The organism is Malonomonas rubra DSM 5091, from assembly GCF_900142125.1.
GTDB lineage: Bacteria > Desulfobacterota > Desulfuromonadia > Desulfuromonadales > Geopsychrobacteraceae > Malonomonas > Malonomonas rubra.
The window spans coordinates 1-17,160 of the sequence record NZ_FQZT01000015.1 but is presented as its reverse complement, the minus strand read 5'-3'; the positions used below and the strand labels follow the sequence as shown (position 1 = coordinate 17,160).

The 17,160-nt window shown below is 49.0% G+C and carries 19 protein-coding genes and 2 pseudogenes; 13 read left to right on the top strand and 8 right to left on the bottom strand.

Features of this window, described 5'->3' with window-relative positions:
- Positions 1 to 136: 136 nt before the first annotated feature.
- Entirely contained in the window at positions 137 to 502 is a 366-nt protein-coding gene (locus BUB13_RS15325) for an AAA-type ATPase lid domain-containing protein (RefSeq protein WP_244151888.1), read from the bottom strand.
- Between the two features lie 24 nt (positions 503 to 526).
- On the opposite strand from BUB13_RS15325, the gene BUB13_RS15320 reads away from it, so the two are divergent.
- The 5 genes from BUB13_RS15320 (at position 527) to BUB13_RS15305 (ending at position 9,006) form a co-directional block, all read left to right on the top strand.
- Complete coding sequence (locus tag BUB13_RS15320) at positions 527 to 727, top strand: hypothetical protein (protein WP_072909648.1); 201 nt, start codon at positions 527 to 529, stop codon at positions 725 to 727.
- Between the two features lie 33 nt (positions 728 to 760).
- Positions 761 to 2,611, top strand: a complete 1,851-nt coding sequence (locus BUB13_RS15315) for an ABC transporter ATP-binding protein (protein WP_072909647.1) — start codon at positions 761 to 763, stop codon at positions 2,609 to 2,611.
- 484 nt (positions 2,612 to 3,095) lie between these two features.
- Positions 3,096 to 3,620: a hypothetical protein gene (locus tag BUB13_RS18850; protein WP_139249404.1), complete on the top strand. Its 525-nt coding sequence runs from the start codon at positions 3,096 to 3,098 to the stop codon at positions 3,618 to 3,620.
- Positions 3,593 to 6,028, top strand: coding sequence for a hypothetical protein (locus BUB13_RS15310; RefSeq protein ID WP_072909646.1), 2,436 nt, complete (start codon positions 3,593 to 3,595; stop codon positions 6,026 to 6,028). The genes BUB13_RS18850 and BUB13_RS15310 overlap by 28 nt, the downstream gene beginning before the upstream one ends.
- Positions 5,998 to 9,006 carry a site-specific integrase gene (locus BUB13_RS15305; RefSeq protein ID WP_139249403.1) on the top strand — a complete coding sequence of 1,003 codons (3,009 nt, stop codon included), beginning with the start codon at positions 5,998 to 6,000 and terminating at the stop codon, positions 9,004 to 9,006. The genes BUB13_RS15310 and BUB13_RS15305 overlap by 31 nt, the downstream gene beginning before the upstream one ends.
- Here BUB13_RS15305 and BUB13_RS15300 read toward each other — a convergent pair.
- Positions 8,992 to 9,387, bottom strand: a complete 396-nt coding sequence (locus BUB13_RS15300) for a hypothetical protein (protein WP_072909644.1) — start codon at positions 9,385 to 9,387, stop codon at positions 8,992 to 8,994. The genes BUB13_RS15305 and BUB13_RS15300 overlap by 15 nt on opposite strands.
- A complete protein-coding gene (locus BUB13_RS15295; RefSeq protein WP_072909643.1) occupies positions 9,372 to 9,860 on the bottom strand; it encodes a hypothetical protein in 489 nt (162 codons plus the stop codon). The genes BUB13_RS15300 and BUB13_RS15295 overlap by 16 nt, the downstream gene beginning before the upstream one ends.
- A 446-nt stretch (positions 9,861 to 10,306) precedes the next feature.
- Here BUB13_RS15295 and BUB13_RS15290 point away from each other — a divergent pair, with 446 nt between their 5' ends.
- Together BUB13_RS15290 and BUB13_RS19285 are read left to right on the top strand one after the other, a co-directional pair.
- On the top strand, positions 10,307 to 10,549 hold the full coding sequence (locus BUB13_RS15290; RefSeq protein WP_072909642.1) for a type II toxin-antitoxin system ParD family antitoxin: 243 nt from the start codon (positions 10,307 to 10,309) through the stop codon (positions 10,547 to 10,549).
- Positions 10,549 to 10,863, top strand: a pseudogene (locus BUB13_RS19285) (type II toxin-antitoxin system RelE/ParE family toxin). The gene BUB13_RS15290 and the pseudogene BUB13_RS19285 overlap by 1 nt, the downstream one beginning before the upstream one ends.
- Before the next feature lie 41 nt (positions 10,864 to 10,904).
- Here the strand turns inward: BUB13_RS19285 and BUB13_RS15280 are convergent.
- Genes BUB13_RS15280 through BUB13_RS15265 form a run of 4 tightly spaced genes read right to left on the bottom strand, consistent with a single transcriptional unit; the run spans position 10,905 to position 13,649 of the window.
- Positions 10,905 to 12,317, bottom strand: coding sequence for a DEAD/DEAH box helicase (locus BUB13_RS15280; RefSeq protein ID WP_072909641.1), 1,413 nt, complete (start codon positions 12,315 to 12,317; stop codon positions 10,905 to 10,907).
- A gap of 45 nt (positions 12,318 to 12,362) precedes the next feature.
- Positions 12,363 to 12,908, bottom strand: coding sequence for a YaeQ family protein (locus tag BUB13_RS15275; RefSeq protein WP_072909640.1), 546 nt, complete (start codon positions 12,906 to 12,908; stop codon positions 12,363 to 12,365).
- Entirely contained in the window at positions 12,908 to 13,414 is a 507-nt protein-coding gene (locus tag BUB13_RS15270; RefSeq protein ID WP_072909639.1) for a ribonuclease HI, read from the bottom strand. The genes BUB13_RS15275 and BUB13_RS15270 overlap by 1 nt, the downstream gene beginning before the upstream one ends.
- 10 nt (positions 13,415 to 13,424) lie before the next feature.
- Complete coding sequence (locus BUB13_RS15265; RefSeq protein WP_072909638.1) at positions 13,425 to 13,649, bottom strand: VF530 family protein; 225 nt, start codon at positions 13,647 to 13,649, stop codon at positions 13,425 to 13,427.
- Positions 13,650 to 13,877: 228 nt separating this feature from the next.
- Between BUB13_RS15265 and BUB13_RS18845 the strand changes: the two genes are divergently transcribed.
- The gene (locus BUB13_RS18845) at positions 13,878 to 14,072 is read left to right on the top strand and encodes a hypothetical protein (RefSeq protein WP_139249402.1); all 195 of its coding nucleotides are present in this window, start codon (positions 13,878 to 13,880) and stop codon (positions 14,070 to 14,072) included.
- Positions 14,073 to 14,243: 171 nt separating this feature from the next.
- Here the strand turns inward: BUB13_RS18845 and BUB13_RS15255 are convergent, their stop codons facing one another.
- Positions 14,244 to 14,435, bottom strand: a complete 192-nt coding sequence (locus tag BUB13_RS15255) for a ferredoxin (protein ID WP_072909636.1) — start codon at positions 14,433 to 14,435, stop codon at positions 14,244 to 14,246.
- A gap of 400 nt (positions 14,436 to 14,835) precedes the next feature.
- Between BUB13_RS15255 and BUB13_RS15250 the strand changes: the two genes are divergently transcribed.
- From BUB13_RS15250 to BUB13_RS15230, 5 genes and pseudogenes are all read left to right on the top strand, one after another.
- Positions 14,836 to 15,267 (top strand): PAS domain-containing protein, encoded by a 432-nt coding sequence (locus tag BUB13_RS15250; RefSeq protein ID WP_072909635.1) that lies wholly within the window; start codon positions 14,836 to 14,838, stop codon positions 15,265 to 15,267.
- A 329-nt stretch (positions 15,268 to 15,596) separates the two neighbouring features.
- Positions 15,597 to 15,818 carry a hypothetical protein gene (locus BUB13_RS15245; protein ID WP_072909634.1) on the top strand — a complete coding sequence of 74 codons (222 nt, stop codon included), beginning with the start codon at positions 15,597 to 15,599 and terminating at the stop codon, positions 15,816 to 15,818.
- A 3-nt stretch (positions 15,819 to 15,821) separates the two neighbouring features.
- The gene (locus tag BUB13_RS15240) at positions 15,822 to 16,280 is read left to right on the top strand and encodes an iron-sulfur cluster-binding oxidoreductase (RefSeq protein WP_072909633.1); all 459 of its coding nucleotides are present in this window, start codon (positions 15,822 to 15,824) and stop codon (positions 16,278 to 16,280) included.
- Positions 16,280 to 16,828 carry a hemerythrin domain-containing protein gene (locus BUB13_RS15235; protein ID WP_072909632.1) on the top strand — a complete coding sequence of 183 codons (549 nt, stop codon included), beginning with the start codon at positions 16,280 to 16,282 and terminating at the stop codon, positions 16,826 to 16,828. The genes BUB13_RS15240 and BUB13_RS15235 overlap by 1 nt, the downstream gene beginning before the upstream one ends.
- 139 nt (positions 16,829 to 16,967) lie before the next feature.
- A pseudogene (locus BUB13_RS15230) lies at positions 16,968 to 17,160 on the top strand (hydroxylamine reductase); the annotation flags it as partial.

Below are 17,160 nucleotides of genomic sequence, written 5' to 3'. Positions count from 1 at the left end.
GTCGATCAGGCCAAACAGGATCTGAAGAGCTCCCACAAACCCGTAAATCTCTTCCGCAAAAACAACCGCGGCAGGGACTGAGCGCCCGCTCCCCCTCCCCCTGGCACGTCGTCTGTTCCCTGCTCTCTATGTTTCATCAAGAATTGTATGAATTCAGTTTGCGATAGAGCGTTGCTATGCCGATCCCCAGGGCTTCTGCAGCCTTGGTCTTGTTGCCGCCAACTTTCTCCAGCACGGTGAGGATGTAGTTTCTCTCCACTTCTTCGAGGCTGAGAATTTTCCCTGAAATCTGAGGCTTAGGTATTGTGGTGCGCAGTTCTTCGGGCAGGTCGTCGACGTCGATTCGGTTCTCGGTGGCGAGTGCTACCGCATACTCAACCACATTCTGCAGTTCCCGGACATTGCCGGGCCAGTCGTAGCTGAGCAGTTGCTTGGCTGCTTTGGGGGATTTACGAGGGGGGATTATGCGAAAGGCTTTTCGTGCCATCGTTATCGACGACATGGATTTCTGCCGGGAACCTTGCTGTTGGACGAGCCTTTAAGCCACCTCGACCCGGATAGCCGTACGCAATTGCAGCTCGAATTGAAAGAGTTGCAGAAACAGACCGGTGTCACTATGCTGCTGGTGACTCACAATATGTCCGAGGCCGCGATTCTTGGTCATCGGGTTTCTTTTTTACGCCGTGGAAGCATAGAGAAAACAGTCAATATAAAAGCTTTTGTCTGATTGATGTTTAGAGCGGTGGTGAAAGGCTAAAAGGTGAACTCCCTTTCTCTAAGCAAAGAGACATCTCCCCCAGCGAAACGATTCAAGGATCTCCTCCAATACAGTTCCAGAGCATTACACCTGGTCTGGTCGACAAGCCGCAGTCTTGCACTGGTCTTTGCTGTTTTAACGCTGGCTGCAGGTGCGTTGCCTGCAGGTATTGCCTGGGTCAGCCAATTGATTGTCGATGGCGTTGTTGCCGCGATGGATCAGTTTAAACAATCAGGTGAAGTCCTTGCCGATCCGGTTATGCTCTATGTTCTGTGTGAAGGCATCCTGGTTATTCTCCTGGCTGGTTGTCAGCGGGGCATCTCAACATGTCAGGCGTTGTTAAGAGCTTTGCTGGGGCAGAAAATCAGCTTGATGATTCTGGAAAAAGCTCAGCAGTTGACTTTGACCCAGTTTGAAGACGCAGAATTTTATGACAAATTGCTGCGTGCCAGAAGGGAAGCCTCGACACGCCCGTTAAGTCTTGTGACCGGAACTTTCGGTTTGTTGCAGAATCTCATCTCTTTGGGCAGCTATGCCGTATTGCTCTTCCAGTTTTCGCCCTGGGCTGTTTTAATCCTCGTGTCGGGCGGAATCCCTGAATTCTTATCAGAAGCGAAGTTTTCCGGGGATAAGTTTCGACTGTTCCGCCGAAGAACTCCCGAAACAAGAATGCAGATGTATCTTGAAACGGTTCTGGCCCGGGAAGACTATGCCAAAGAAGTCAAACTGTTTCAGCTCGGCCCTTTGCTGCTAGGGCGCTATCGGGATATTTTTGCCCGGATATTTTCCGAAGATCGGGCGCTGACTCTGCGCCGGGACTGCTGGGGATTTGCTTTGGGGCTGGTCAGTACAGCAGCTTTTTACGGCGCATATGTCTGGATTGCCGTATCTGCCATCAGCGGTGCCCTCAGCCTTGGCCAGATGACCATGTACCTGTTGCTGTTTCGGCAGGGGCAATCAGCTGTTTCTTCCTGTTTGAAAGCGATCAGTGGCATGTACGAGGACAACCTCTACCTGTCCAACCTTTACGAATATCTCGAACAATCGATCCCGGAAAAACAGGGCGGGCTGCGTCAAGGGAAAAAGACTGGTGACGGTGTCCGCTTTGAAAATGTTACTTTCACTTACCCTAATGCTGAAGAACCAGCTTTACAGGATATCAGTTTCCATCTGAAGCCGGGAGAAAGCCTGGCTCTGGTCGGCGAGAATGGCTCCGGTAAAACCACTTTGATCAAACTGCTTACCCGTCTATACCAGCCGACAAACGGACGGATTTTGCTAGATGATCTTGATTTACAGCAATGGGACGCCGAAGCGCTCAGGCAACGGATCGGAGTCATTTTTCAGGATTATGGCCGCTATCAATTCCTTGTTGGAGAAAATATCGGCATCGGTGATGTCCATCATTTTGCTGATCGACAACGCTGGCAGCAAGCGGCCGAAAGGGGGATGGCAGCCGAGTTTATAGAAAAACTGCCGGAAGGATATGATACCCAGCTCGGCAAGTGGTTTAATCGCGGTCGGGAACTATCCGGTGGTCAGTGGCAGAAAATAGCACTTTCCAGAGCTTTTATGCGTGCAGATGCAGATATTTTGGTGCTGGATGAGCCAACAGCAACCATGGATGCAGCAGCGGAAACGGCGGTTTTCGAACATTTTCGCAGGCTAAGTCAGGGGAAAATGAATATTTTGATATCGCACCGTTTTTCCACAGTGAGGAAATTCGACCAAATCCTCGTGTTCGACAACGGGCGAATCATAGAACATGGCCGCCATGAACAATTAATGAAGATGGATGGCAAGTACGCATTCCTTTTTTCTTTGCAGGCAGCAGGATATCTGGAAGACGCTTGATAGCTGATTCTCTAATTGTCTAGACTGGCAGAGATAGTACTTGAACGCAGACTATCGAACGTCATGCCTGCCCGGCAAAATGGAAATTCTTGCTTCACTGGGCTTCAGTCGATTATCAGGCCTGTCAGATATGAGACAGAAATGATTTGTGTGATAGATTGATATACCGTTTCTTGATCTGTTGTTCTCTTGCTTTAACCATATGGGCACAGAGAGAAGACAGGATGGGCAGCAACGAAAAAACGGTTAGCGAAAATTCGCTAACCGTTTAATATCAATGGCACGCCCGAGAGGATTCGAACCTCGTGCCTCCGTAGGGTCGATCGCTAAGACAATAAAAAATAACCTAAAATCCCTTCATATAGGACTTTGTGGCATTATTTGTAGTAAATTTATTTTTCATTTTGCAAGATCATGACATTTAAAATTCGGAATAGACATTCTCCGCCATTGACAAGCACGATATTTGCCCTATCATGGTCACATGATCTCTATTCAACGAGAACACCTTACATTTTCCTCAATCAAGAAGCCACCTCCTCACATACGGGAGTTATGGGATAAATACACTCCCCCTTTTGCGATCCCGAAAGTCTCCCCTTGGGTATCTGGACATCAAATTCTTTCTCGCGAAGCAGCACTTTCACTGGCTGAGCTCCACCCGCTGATCGTAACGGCAAAACATGAATGCCTGTGCAACCAGCGGCTGTTGATATTTCTCACGAGCCGACTCAATCCAGATGATCGCATCCCGGTTGGAATCGTACCGAGAGGGACTAATCCAGAACTGATTGAACAGCTGGTAATCACCGATATCCTGACGAGCACATTGCTATTTTCGCCATCGATGCCAACAAAAGACATATTCCATCTCTCAGAAAAACTTCCACCTGAGCTGCTGGATGAAATCAGCCCTGCATTAAACCAGAACTTCACCACACGCGCAGCCTTGCTCAGCACACGAACTGGAACGCTATACAAATGGATAAAAGCCGAGAGGCCCGATTGACTTCTACCACTCTCATCAATGTAGCGGAAAAAGCAAAAAAAGCCGGAATCGGGCAAGAACAACTCATGGAACTCCTGAGGCTGATCGGTGCACCTCCCGAACTCAACGGCTTGATGGAGCTCTTATTGGGATTAGAGAAAGTCTTCCCTGTCTCTCTTGATATCTCAAAGCTAAACAGTGATCAGGGCGCAATTTCCCCCACCTTGATTCAAACCGAAGAAACAGCGAAGCGACTCTTTGCATTAAAAAATGAATTCAAAGCAGAAGGATATGTCAGCCTTTTTCGCAACCACACAAAGTCGCGCCACGATATTTTCTCCCGCCTGCTGAGCAAAAACCCTCTTTATAGCTGCCTGGGTCTATTACCCCTGGGAGATGAAAACAACCCCGGATTCCGTCATCTACAGGCTCAGCTACTCTTGTTCTCAGCAAGACACCTGGGCCAAGATATGGGATCGCACCTAAATCTCTTCAAGGCAGTCAGAGACTTAACCAATCTGAAACTCCAAGAGGAACTACTTCAGCTCCCTCAAGAGTCTTTCCCGTCGAAACTTTATTTTCAGCAGTTGGCACTGAGTACCGCTCCCCGACTACAGGTGATCGGTGAGCTGTCGCAGGAAGCTCCCCAGCCAGTTTCCTCCGCCACTTCGACAGCAAGAAAAACGACTCGGACAACTCCCCGAAAAGGCACGGGCGCCCAGCGTAAAACAAGGATATTCCCCAAAACCCTCCCCAAATCACGCCGGACCCTACTGACAGACGACGAGTCCGATCGCTATCGCTCGCTGGGTGGGCACCCTGATGAAATCCAACCACCTGCCGAAGAGATACCGATCGATATTCCAGAGGAAATCCTCTCAGGCACAACATTCCGCGAACTTTGCTTCTGGGCGAAGATCGAATCGAACCGACGGGCTATGGAAAACCAACTTCTTCCTTATGCCTGGCAGGAAGCCAGTCTCTACGACATATCCGTGCTCATCGCGTTCATCCAAGGTCGTATTGACCTCCCCAAGGAGATGCCCGTTTCGACAGAGATCAAAAGCGCTCTCTACCTCAGCCTCTTTCTTAGCCGGCCCGTCAAAGAGATTGCCGAACTGTCCTATTTATCCGCAGACGATAATAATACGACGAACTTGGCACAAGGCATATTCTCGACAGAACAAGGGGAGCTGGTAGTCCGTCTCTATGCACCTGGGCCAGAATTGAGCGAAGACAATTGGCACAAAGAGTGGTCGGCAGCCTATCCTGTGACAAGCCACAGCCTCCTTCCCCTTCCGGACATCTGCGCAGAGATCACAGCCTTTCTGCGCCCAAAAGAAAAAGAGCAAACAGCGTCCCCCTTTGCAACAGCAAGTTCCACGCTCGTCGCCCAGACAGCACGGGTCATCAACGTGCTCCGACGTGTCCAAAATTGCCGTTTGAGCCCGGCCCGAATCTGCCGGTATATAATGAACCGATTGTCTCGTACCGAAGGAGTGGATCTACCGAAAGCCGCTCTTTATTTAGGGCTGACGAACATCGACCTCGCCACAACACGGGTGCATTACAGCGTTGCCCACCGGCCCTCCATGGAACAAAGTTACCGTTCTCTCTGTGCTGATCTTTTTGAGCAATTACAGATTGATTTTGTGCCCGCCGGAAGGACCCAGCCAATCAATCCGGACAGATATCTAGGCTCCCCCTTCTGTCCACGTCCGGATGACGTCAAAAGTCTGGTGGCGGCCATGCTGAGCAGACTGGACAAACTGAAATCAGATCTACATAGCCACCAGAAGCTCCTGAACTATCACAATCACTACACTCTCTATACGGCCCTGCAAACGTCCTATTCCTCAGGTTACCGAGCGGTCAACGACCGCTTTTTCAACCCTGACGAAATGGATCAAGAAACGGGGATGGCAGTCATTTCGGACAAGGACGGTCCGGACTTTTACTCTGCCCGGCAGGTCTGGATTCACCCTCTTTGCCGCGAACAACTTCAGCACTATCAGCAGCACCTGCGAGCGCTGTTCGATCACGTCGGGCTGTCCAGCGACGAACTATTTGCCTTATTTCGTGACAAAAGCTGGCCAGATATTGTCTGTGATTTTTTGATCTTTCCGGAGACCTCGACAAACAAGATGGTGAACTTAACGCCATCAGGGCTTCAGGCTCTGCTTGATGAAAAATACGGTTATAAAATGCCACCCAACAGTAACCGGCATTTCATCAAAAATCAGCTGATTGAAAGCCGGTGTCCTCCAGAGATTGTCGAAGGTTTCCTAGGTCACTGGCATAATGGCCAGGAACCATGGAACAGCCTCTCATCCCTGCATCCGGCCGATTTCCAATTGGAACTACAAACACATTTATCGAAAATACTGACGACTTGCGGATGGCAAAGTATTACGGGGCTATCGCCATGAACCCGGCAGATGTCTGGCTGGTCGCGGCCAACAAAACGAAGCGCCCTCATGACCCTCTGGATGCCTACAATGATTGGCAACTGGAAGTTCTGGGAATCCTCCAGAAATATGCTCCGCAACTATTACAGGGATTTGATGGTGAACTGAACTTATCTCGCAAGGACGTGTATGACCTCACGCGCCGGATTACTACCGGAGTCAGCACCACCTACCGTGAAAGGCTGCTCTTCCTCGCGAAAGGGATTGCCTACGGCAACCACTTGCTGGGATGGAATATTCCAACAAATCCGATTCTGATTAAAATCAACAGGGAAAAGAATCATATCACCCCTTCGCACTTCGCTACTCGTAGCCAATGGCAACCGTTGCTGACTGCCTTTAATCGTGATCTCGCCAATTGCTCATCCCTGCCGGCAGATCAAAGATTGGGCCAACTGCTACTAAGTGCAATTTTTTACGGGGGACTGATCGACAGCAAATGGTTGAGTCCCTGGCTCCAGGCGTTACTTAGCCGCGAAATTTACCAGGAAGAAAGTTGGCTTTGGCTGGAGATGGAGCGCTATCCCAAGTTCGCAAATGCAGAGACTCTCCAGGCTGGCCAGGCCCAAACACGTCGCTGGCTGGCAGATCCTTTAAGCCAACTGCTCATCTACAATCACCTAAAGTCAGCTGATGACACATATAGCTCCTTACCCCCCTGGACACTTTTAAACAACTACCTTGACCGCTTAAAAGCCCCTGGTGTCAGCTTACCCCGTACACAGAGCGAACTCCTTAAATGGGCGTTTGATCGCTGCACCGGAATCCTCCCAGGCGTACTGGCCGGCTATGCCCGAGGAGACATCCTGAGCACCTCCCTGCCAACCCGGGTCTGGTTGCGGACCATCACTGGTAGGACAATCCCCATCGGCCGGCCTCAAGCTGCTGACAAAGACTTTAAACCTTCTAATTTCAAACCACTGCGCGCAACCAACGGAGAGGATGCCCGCAAAGAGGAACAGATTAAGCTCTTTAAAAGTTTTATTACTCAGATCAACCCTAAACGGCTCGATAAAGTTCTCACCACAGATGATGGCCTTAAAATTATTACCAGGTTTAAGAACAAACACAAAAAACAGATGTCAATTGCAATGCAGATGTTACTTGGCTGGGCCGAACAACTGCTCAATAACCGCCAATCACCTCTCGAAGGACGGCTAAAAAAAGAGCCCTTGGCGATCAGTAGCGTCTACCGATACCTGAAAGAAATCGGCGTTGAATTTTTAGCCGTGAGCGAACTTCATGACCTCTACATCCTCGATCCGATAGATCTCGAACTCCTCTACGAAAATGTCAATCTGCGAAAAAACAGCAGGAGGTACAATGCACACAGACTGGAGTATTTCCACGGCTATCTAAGATATTTCCATGAGCTCCCAAAACTCGATTTTGCTGAATTATTTGGAGGACTAGAGGGCTCTCCGGTCAATGTTGACGCCAATGTCATTACACCGGCTATCTACACTGCGCTTCTTCGTCATCTAGGCTGGGGGGAAAACCCGGATCGCTGGCAAACGATTCACATTATCGCCACGATTCTGGGATACAGATTGGGTCTAAGGCCCAGTGAAATTCAGGCGTTACGCCTTAGGGATATTCTACTGCACCCACAGGCGGAACTACTGATCCGCAACTCTTATTTCTTTCGCACTAAAACTTTTGCTGGCCGACGACGGGTCCCACTGTCCCTTCTAAGCCAAGAAGAACTCGAATTTTTCGTGACTTTTTATCGCCAACGGGAAAAAGAGTACAAGGCATGGGGAAATGAGATTTTTCTACACTTCCCGAAAAGAAGAGCTGGCATGCTGTCAGACGATGAAATCTTTGAACCTATTCGTCAGACTCTCCGAGACCTGACTGGGGACCAAACATTGCGATTTTATTCTCTCCGGCACACATGCTTTAGTCAATTGACCATTCTGCTGATGTTACGCGATGATATCAACTTCGAGGGCTTTGATCTTTTCGACCATCCCGATTTCAGTGAGCAGCGGCAGAAGCAACTCAAAGACACGCTATTCGGCAAAGAAGGCTACCCAAACACCCTTTGGCCGATATCCCTGCTGGCTGGGCACAATAGTCCCCGGACGACCTACAAACATTACGTCCACCTCACCGACTGGCTTCTCGGATATCATCTTAGGCACGTTATCAATTCACGCGATATCGACTACAAATCATTATCAGAAATCTCCGGACTGAGTCCCTCCACGGTCTTTTATCACCTCGACAACAATATGGAGAACCATCCACTTCTGGCGATCGTCAAGTCCCAGGCCCGTAAACAAAGTCAGCGTTTACGCCATCCCACAATGGCACTGGCGACACCGATCAAGCGAGGGGTTCGCAAGGAAACCTCAACCGCTTTATGGTTGCCATCTTGGGATCAAGCACTGTCTGATTTTTTAAGTACGGACGATCCTGCCGCAGCAGGTTATCTGCACGCGCGCAAGCTACCAGACCGTGTAAATTGGCCACTGGCAGAGCAGGTCTACAGTTGCATCGCAGCCTGTAAGTGGCAGGAACTGAAAACCTACCTGCCCATCATCCGACATGCCATTGCTAACTATCCGGGACGCTGGGGAGGCATCAACTATACCCATAAGAGCCAGGTTGAACAGATTCAATCACTCCTCTATTTGTGCAATATTCATCACCAACAAATCCTGGTGAAATACCATCCCAGGCGTAGGCAGAAAAAACGTCAGCACGAGCATTATAAAAAATATTGGGAAAATAAGTTCAACTGCACTATTGTCATAGACGAAGAAGCGAATCAGGAGGGTGTAGCAGCGCGCGGCATCACCACGCTGATCATCTCCGCAAAAAAAATCACTGCAGAGCGGCTTACGACTGCCCGCCGACCTCGCATGAGTCCAGGGTTTATATTTGCCCTTGACCTTCTGTTGCATCAATCTAAAAAACTAAGCAGCCAATGATAGTTTCAGTTGGCTATCGAAACTCTTCATGACTTTGTGAACCTTCACGATATACGGTTCGATCTTGCCTTTCTGGCCGACAGGACCATTTTTCAGCGTAGCTTGCATATATTGCTGTGGAACAAATTTAGGCTCACCATGCTCAAAAAGATTATCAACCCAACTGAAGTCCTTAATGTAACAACGTAAATTCCTACCATCGACTTTAAAATGCCACTTCCCAGTTTTGTTCAACATATTTGGGTATGCAATGATAAGATTCTTATCGTATGCTTCTGACTCAACAAGTATTTTTTCATCATCAAAAACACGAGGCATTTCATTACTTATTATTATTTCAGTTCCAGTTTTTTCCAGATTACTTTTTACGTCTCCATACATAAAATAAAATTATTAAATATTTTATTAAGACTCACCAAATCCATTGCATTCCTGACTATTCTCGATTCATTAGGAATGAACGTATGGTTAATTTTTTCTTTCAATTTTTTTGCTGTTTCATCAAGTTGATTATGAGCAAAATCAAAATCAGATTCACTTGTTGCTGAAAGTAGCTTTTCAAGAATGATCTTACGTGAATTTTCAAGATAATCGTAAATGTCCTTTATTTTCTTTATTTCAACAAATTCAAGTTTAGACTCATCTGTTTTGAGATTAACTTGAACAGTAAATTCACACTTATTTCCAGTCAATTCCGGATACAGGATATGTTCTACCCCAAGGTCTATTGTTCCGTTTTCAAGCAACGATTGATCAAACGCCTGTATCTTCGTCATCAAATCTGCCAAGGCGGACAATGACCGATTCGTCAAAATATGACCTGCGAGATTAATTACCAACTTGAATGTATTCATCCTGAGCTCCCTTGCGCGAAAAGGTTACAGTTGACTTATCCCCCCTCGCCCAGAAAACGTGGGGAGGGGCGACCTAGGACTCAGAATAGATTTTTTACACATGGTGCAGGTGGCCGAAAAAACCTGTTTAAACGGCCTTTTTGCACCCACTTATTTAATTAAAATTTATGCAACTTGAAGGTTTTACAAAGTTTTCATATAATTGATCGTGCCGAGAAGAGCATCGCTGCAAATCGAAAGAAGGGATATTTCGGGAAAGACTGGGAAACGACTGGAACCCAGACACCTAAGTCCTGGGCAATGGTACTGAAGCGTGCGTATCCAACCTTTTGACCAACAATCATGATTTACCTCCTCTCTCCCCTGAAGGGGTGCTGTGATATTCCTCTTGATTGATACCGATAAGTATTAAATAATAATACTATCGATTTTGAGGAGGTATAGTTATGCCCAAAAATACGAGTGTCACCCTTGGACCTCACTTTGAAAAATTTATCGGTCAGCAGGTTGCTGCCGGGCATTATGGATCAGTCAGTGAGGCCATTCGAGCTGGTCTGCGATTGCTTGAAGAAAAAGAAGCCAAACTGTCAGTTCTGCGAAAAGCCTTGGCTGAAGGGGAAGCCAGCGGAACAGCAGAATATTCGCCGGAAGGTTTGATTCAAGAGCTGGATGCTGAAGATCTGAAATAATGTCCGCATTTACTCTGACCGAAAAAGCCAAGGCGGATCTGAAAGATATTGCTCGCTTCACCCAACAACGTTGGGGACGGGAGCAGCGGAATAAATATCTTGAACTGCTGGATGTCAGTTTTCACAAGCTCGTAGGCACCCTTTGATCGGGCGGGACTATAAATGATGTAAAAACCGGCTATCGCAAGTTCCATACGGGAAGCCATGTCATCTACTATCGAAGCAGCTCTTCCACAACGATTGAAATTGTCCGTGTCCTCCACGAGAGCATGGACGTGGAAACTCAGCTTTCCGTAAAAGATGAATCACACTGATGATTGCGTTATCGAAAGTCGCAAAACTTGAGAATAATTAATTACTTCTGAGGTGATCTAGCCCTCGTAACCTTTCGAGTACTCCCACGCCTCAGCTTTGCTGTTGTACCTTTGTCAGTTTGGTCCGTTTTGCGATCACGCCGCGGTCTGTTTCTGCCTTTTTGGATATCTTCTTCCTGCCGCTTGCCTCTTCGGCTAGGCTTTTCTTCCGTAGTTTTGGATTTTGTGGAATCGCTCCGCCCACCAGCCGGCCTTTGTTTTAACTTTGCCTTTTTAGGTTTCTTCTGCCGCGCTTGGGTCTGTCTGGTCAAAGGGACTTTGTGGGTTGGGACAAAGCCGGTTTCGACTTCACGGGTCAGAGTCTGTTTGATCAAGGATTCGATGGCTGCGAGATTTTTGACCTCGTCCGCACTGACAAGTGAAATTCCTTCGCCCTGCAGCCCGGCCCGGCCGGTGCGGCCGATGCGGTGGATATAGTCCTCGGCCACTTTGGGCAGGTCGAAATTAATCACATGCGGCAACTCGCTTATATCGAGACCGCGCGCTGCGATGTCGGTCGCAACCAGTATTCGGGTTTTGTTGGTTTTGAAATCCTTCAGCGCCCGGGTGCGCAAGCCCTGGCTTTTGTCGCCATGGATTGCGACGGCAGAGAGATTGTCACTCTTCAGTTTTCGAACCAGCTCATCGGCGCCTTTTTTTGTGTTGGTAAAAACCAGTACTTGTGACCAATTTCTGTTGCGGATCAGGTGGCTGAGCAGCGCTGGCTTTTTACTTTTGTCGACCTCGTAGACCCATTGCTTCACGCTTTTTGCCGTAGAATTTCGGGGGCTGATATCGATCTGCAGTGGGTTGTTTAGCAAGCGTTTGCTGAGTTTGCGGATGTCGTCGGAAAAGGTTGCCGAAAAAAGCAGGGTCTGCCGTTTGTTCGGCAGCAGTGCTATGATTTTATTAATTTCGTCACTGAAGCCCATGTCGAGCATCCGGTCGGCTTCATCCAGCACCAGGGTTTCGAGCTGGGCAAACTTAATTGCGTTCTTGCTGGCCAGATCGAGCAACCGGCCCGGTGTCGCCACCAGGAGATCGACTCCGCCACGCAGTTTCATCATCTGCGGATTAATCTTCACGCCACCGTAGACAACGCTCGATTTCAGCGGCAGATATTTACTATAGCTGGCGGTGTTTTGGGCAACCTGCTCGGCCAGTTCGCGGGTCGGAGTTAACACCAGGGCGCGAACATGGTTCGCCTTTACTTTGGGGCCATCGCTCAGTCGCTGCAGCAGCGGCAGGATAAAACCGGCCGTCTTGCCGGTTCCGGTCTGGGCTGCGGCCATCAAATCCTTGCCGGCAAGGACCGCAGGGATGGTCTTGCTTTGAATCGGTGTCGGTTTACTGTAGCCACTTTCAGCAATAGCACGCAGGATTGGTTCAGAAAGTCCGAGGGTAGAAAATGGCATAGGTCTGTTTCTCTGTCCTGAGTAGATGATTGGTCCGGCCGGGTACTAATCCTGCATTTTCCGTGGTAGTGGAGCAATGCTGCAGGTTGACTCGCCATTGGTCAGCCAGATCTCACCATCCTGCCTGGTGCACTGTAACTGCATGTTGCGCTGCACCATCCTGGTCATCTCTTTGCAAGCCGCCTCAGGTAGTTCAACAACGCTGAGATTATCGAAGCGTTGCAGTTTCTCCACATTCCGTTGCCACCACAGATCGGCCCCGCGACCGCCATAGCTGTATAAATAAACCTGCTTGGCCCGGCCGCAGGCTTTGCGCAGCCGACGTTCGTCCGGCAGGCCAACATCGATCCACAGCTCAATCTCATTTGTTAAACTCATCTGCCAAAGATCCGGTTCTTCGTCAGCGCATAAACCTTTGGTGAAGCTGAGCTGATCATCGGCGTGCAGGACAAAAGCGAGGAGTCGTACCATCATTCGCTCATCGGTTTCCGAAGGATGGCGCGCCAAGGTCAACAGATGTTCAGCATAGTAATTGCGGTCCATGTCGGAGATTTGCACGGTAGCTTTAAAAATCGTGGAACTAAGCGCCATTATTTGTCCTTTGCCGGCTGGGCTGTGAGCTTTTTATCTTCTCGTAACGCTTTTCTTGCTGCTCTGTCGACCAGAGGGAACAGGCGATCGGCAAAGTTTTCCTGTTTTGCAGCTTGATGACCGCGGACCTTAACAAAGAGACAATTCAGCTGATCGGTCAGGCAGTAAAAATCCCGGTAGAGCTGGTGGTATTTGAGCTGCCGATTTTGTTTCGAGCGAAAATCATTCGCTTCCAAGCGCTTACGCCGTCCCGGCAGGTTAATAATGTTTTGCGAATCGCTATAGACTGTCAGCCGGCAACCTTCAGTTTTAACCTCATCCAGTGCCCACAGCAGAGTCTGAAGTTCCAGCCTGGTCGATGAGGTCTGCTCAAATCGCCGTACTTTGACCTGCTTGTTCAATCCGTCCAAAGTAAACCCGGCTTCAGCGACCAAAAGGTAGGCTCCGTAGCCGATTTTCGACTTAGTATCCACACTGCCGTCAGTGAAAAGGTGTAATTCCTTCATCACGGGGAAATCAATCCATTCGTTTGACGAACAGATAGAGGTCTTCAACCTGCTTTCGTGCCCATGGAGTTCTACGCAAGAATTTAAGACTCGACTTTACCGACGGGTCGTTGTTGAAACAGCGAATATCGATCAGTTCGCCCAACTCATCCCAACCGTAATATTCAACCAGGGCAGTGACTATCTGTTCCAGGGTTATACCGTGCAGTGGGTCTTTGTTCTGTTGATCACTCATGGTGGAGATGACATCCTTATTCCAGGGCAAGAGCTCGATTGGTGCGGAGTGTAGTTGCGGTGGTATATATATGCAAGTAGATACGGGTGCGTCATTGACGGGAATAGAGGCCTGAAGCGGACATTTCTGTCTGCCGTCTACCAGCTGAGACGGCCCTACCGATCCCGCTTGTCTACCGCTGACACTTCGAGTAAGTTAATGGCCTTAACCGTAGAAAAGGAGAGGAACATGTTAGGCTTTGGATACATGGAAATAGGTATTCTTGCTCTGCTGCTTTGCTTCGTCCTTGGCGCGGGGAAAACCGGTGAGTTCCTCGGTCGGATCTTCCGCACCCACCGCAAGATCGACCAGGCTAAACAGGACCTGAAGAGCTCCCTCAACCCCGTAAACCTCTTCGGCAAAGACCACTGCGACAGGGACTGACTGCCCGCTCCCCTCGTCGTCTCTTTTTTTGTTCACTTCGCAAAAATTGCAATATATGATAATCGCCTGGTCAGGCTGGAAATTTAATTGCAAAACTGAATTGGCGATTTTTGGAATTACCCGCCGCCTCTACTCTCTTACGACGGGTAACCTTAAATATTGGAGAGGCCGCTAATCCTGCCACTGAATGCAGGAAACTGGACACATATCGATTGCCGTCTGGATATTCTCTTCAGAATCTCCTGTCGAATCATAGCACTCCGACTTGCCGTCAGCATCTAAGCGGAACACTCCAGGGCAGGTGTTTACACAAAGTTCGCAACCGATGCACTGTTCTTTATCAACCCAAACTTTTTTTGACATATCGTTTCTCCTCTGTATGAGTTGTTTTTCTCTGTTTCAAAGATAGCTTAAAAATAAATTTTGAGGTTTGACCTGAGTCAATACCCGATAAAAAGAGTTGGCAATTGACCCTGGTCATGTTTTCTGTTGTTCGTTTTGACTATAGTCGACCCATCATGGCAAAGCAGTCGCAGCAGCTAGCGCTGAACATGGATTGAATCGTCACCGCTACTTTGACGAGCTGGACGGCAGACCTGAAGCTGTGAGGCAGCTGCTGGCTAATTTTACCGGTAGGGACGTGACCATAGTCTACAGTTCTAAAAGTAAGTGGAATAATTCACTGGCGTTGAAAGACTACTTGGAGACCAAATATCCTGAGGCTGAAAAAGATGACAGAACAGATTCAAGGAAGGATATTCATATGAAAATTGACAGCAATGCTCTCCACCAACAGATTGTATCCCTCGCACCTGATGCCATACTGTTTGCCGATCAGGATGGGGTTATCCAGTTGTGGAACCAGGGGGCGGAGAAGATTTTCGGCTACAGTGCACAAGAAGCGATCGGCCAGTCACTGGATTTGATTATCCCGGAAAACCTTCGCCAGCGGCATAACGACGGCTACACGGCGACCATGCAGACGGGACACAGCAAGTACGGCGATCAACTGCTCTCGGTGCCGGCGCTCCATAAGGATGGGCATCGCCTGTTTTGCGACTTCTCAATCGTTATGATCAAAGCTGATGATGGAGAGATGCTCGGCGTCGCCTCGGTCATGCGCGATATGACTGCGCAGAAGGCCCGTGAAAAAGAGCTGCGGGAGCGGATCAAGGAGCTTGAAGCAAAGGAGTGAAGCTATGCTGTACTTTGTCAAAGACAACAAATTGCATCGTTATCCAACTCCCAAGCGTTGTAGCGTCAAACGCGAGAATGAAAAATTACGTGACACCATTCCCCGTGGAGTAGAGCAGTGCATCTACTGTATGAACTACTGGCCGGGTGATAAGGATTAGGTACGAACGAGATCGCAAAAATATAGTTTCCCATCACCGGTTATTCCTACAAGACTTAGACGGAATTTTCGCTTGTCTGACTTTTTTCGTCAGGTATTGACCCAGGTCATGTTTTTGATCTGGGTCTTTGCATATTATCGGCTCATCAAGACATCAAAAGGAGCACGAGATGAAACTTCCAGACGGCATCGGCGACCAGCCGATCAACAAAACCATCGAGCAGCACCCCTTCATTGGGGAACTGCTGGAAAAGTACGACATCGGCTGCGTCACCTGCGGCGTCGGCATCTGCCTGGTCAATGACGTGGTCAGCATCCATGCCCTGGGTGACGAAATAGAAGCGGAAATTGAAAAAGAAATCCTCGCATATTTAGAGAATAAAGGAGCTTAAATCATGAAAAATCTCGCTTGTGGCTGCCCTGGTTCCCAGGTGCGCACCGTGGAAAAAAAGGATAACAACGACAACACTCAAACCGGCCGGATCGGCTCGGAACTGCGTCAGTGGCCGACCCAGTTGCACCTGGTGCCGCCTTCAGCACCTTACCTGCAGAATGCACATCTGCTGATCGCCGCCGACTGTGCCCCCTTCGCTTATGCTGAGTTCCATCGCGACTTTATCAAGGGGAAGGTGCTGGTCAACGCCTGCCCGAAGCTGGACGATACCAGCCCCTACGTCGATAAACTGGCAGCAATGATCAGTCAGAATGATATCCAGTCGGTGACAGTGACCATCATGGAAGTTCCTTGCTGTGGTGGCTTGAGAATGTTTGCTCAGCAGGCGATCGCCCAGTCGGGCAAGGATGTGCCGCTGGAGATCGTAGTGATCGGCGTCGACGGCGAGAGGAGAAACTGATGAAAACCAATGTCACCCAGGTGATGAGCGACGAGCACCAGCTGATCCTGCGGATGATCACCTTGGTGGAGCAGAACACCGAGCTGATGGGGCAGGGCAAATTCCGCAACTGGCAGTTCTTTCTTGATGCGGTCGACTTCATCCGCAACTATGCCGACCGCTTCCATCACGCCAAGGAAGAGGACGTGCTGTTCGTCGAGCTGGTGAAAAACGGCATGCCGGCAAAACAGTCGCCGATCGAGGCGATGCAGATGGAACATGAGCAGGGACGGGCCTTCGTCCGTGGTCTGGAAGAGGCAGCGCAGAAGGCATTGGCCGGCGAACCGGGGCAGATTCCGCTGATCGCTGAAAATGCCAGGGGCTATGCCGGGCTGCTACGCGGTCACATCGACAAGGAAGACACCATCCTCTATCCGCTGGCAGAGCGGGTTCTGCCGGAAGATGTGCGTGAAAGGATGTTAGCCGCCTACGATCAGGCAGAAGAACAGACCCCAGGGTTGGAAGAGAGATATTGCCAGCTGGTGGAGGCTTACGAGCGACAACAGTGATTTTCATTGTCTGTTGACCCAGGTCAAATGTTTTCTTCAAAAGCTATGGGATAATCTCTTACAAAGATTGAATACTCACTGATTGAGGTTACAGTTAAAAACCAATCACTTTTAAAACGGAATGAAAGGAGCACATTTCATGAGCATGTTTTGTTTTCAATGTCAGGAAGCTGCGAAGGGGACCGGTTGTAATATTGCTGGGGTTTGCGGCAAAAAAGAGGATACCGCGAATCTGCAGGATCTGCTGGTTTTCTCTCTGAAAGGTTTATCTGTTGTTGCTGATGAAGCAAAAAAGCAAGGGAAACTCGATAACAGCATTGGCCTCTTTATCG

Bases quoted from the DNA above. Each gene is read 5' to 3' on its own strand.
- BUB13_RS15280 (WP_072909641.1), bottom strand. From the start codon at position 12,317: ATGCCATTTTCTACCCTCGGACTTTCTGAACCAATCCTGCGTGCTATT.
- BUB13_RS15310 (WP_072909646.1), top strand. From the start codon at position 3,593: ATGGATAAAAGCCGAGAGGCCCGATTGACTTCTACCACTCTCATCAAT.
- BUB13_RS15255 (WP_072909636.1), bottom strand. From the start codon at position 14,435: ATGTCAAAAAAAGTTTGGGTTGATAAAGAACAGTGCATCGGTTGCGAA.
- BUB13_RS15240 (WP_072909633.1), top strand. From the start codon at position 15,822: ATGAAAAATCTCGCTTGTGGCTGCCCTGGTTCCCAGGTGCGCACCGTG.
- BUB13_RS15245 (WP_072909634.1), top strand. From the start codon at position 15,597: ATGAAACTTCCAGACGGCATCGGCGACCAGCCGATCAACAAAACCATC.
- BUB13_RS15275 (WP_072909640.1), bottom strand. From the start codon at position 12,908: ATGGCGCTTAGTTCCACGATTTTTAAAGCTACCGTGCAAATCTCCGAC.
- BUB13_RS15270 (WP_072909639.1), bottom strand. From the start codon at position 13,414: ATGAAGGAATTACACCTTTTCACTGACGGCAGTGTGGATACTAAGTCG.
- BUB13_RS15265 (WP_072909638.1), bottom strand. From the start codon at position 13,649: ATGAGTGATCAACAGAACAAAGACCCACTGCACGGTATAACCCTGGAA.
- BUB13_RS15290 (WP_072909642.1), top strand. From the start codon at position 10,307: ATGCCCAAAAATACGAGTGTCACCCTTGGACCTCACTTTGAAAAATTT.
- BUB13_RS15300 (WP_072909644.1), bottom strand. From the start codon at position 9,387: ATGTATGGAGACGTAAAAAGTAATCTGGAAAAAACTGGAACTGAAATA.
- BUB13_RS18845 (WP_139249402.1), top strand. From the start codon at position 13,878: ATGTTAGGCTTTGGATACATGGAAATAGGTATTCTTGCTCTGCTGCTT.
- BUB13_RS15235 (WP_072909632.1), top strand. From the start codon at position 16,280: ATGAAAACCAATGTCACCCAGGTGATGAGCGACGAGCACCAGCTGATC.
- BUB13_RS18850 (WP_139249404.1), top strand. From the start codon at position 3,096: ATGATCTCTATTCAACGAGAACACCTTACATTTTCCTCAATCAAGAAG.
- BUB13_RS15250 (WP_072909635.1), top strand. From the start codon at position 14,836: ATGAAAATTGACAGCAATGCTCTCCACCAACAGATTGTATCCCTCGCA.
- BUB13_RS15295 (WP_072909643.1), bottom strand. From the start codon at position 9,860: ATGAATACATTCAAGTTGGTAATTAATCTCGCAGGTCATATTTTGACG.
- BUB13_RS15325 (WP_244151888.1), bottom strand. From the start codon at position 502: ATGTCGTCGATAACGATGGCACGAAAAGCCTTTCGCATAATCCCCCCT.
- BUB13_RS15305 (WP_139249403.1), top strand. From the start codon at position 5,998: ATGGCAAAGTATTACGGGGCTATCGCCATGAACCCGGCAGATGTCTGG.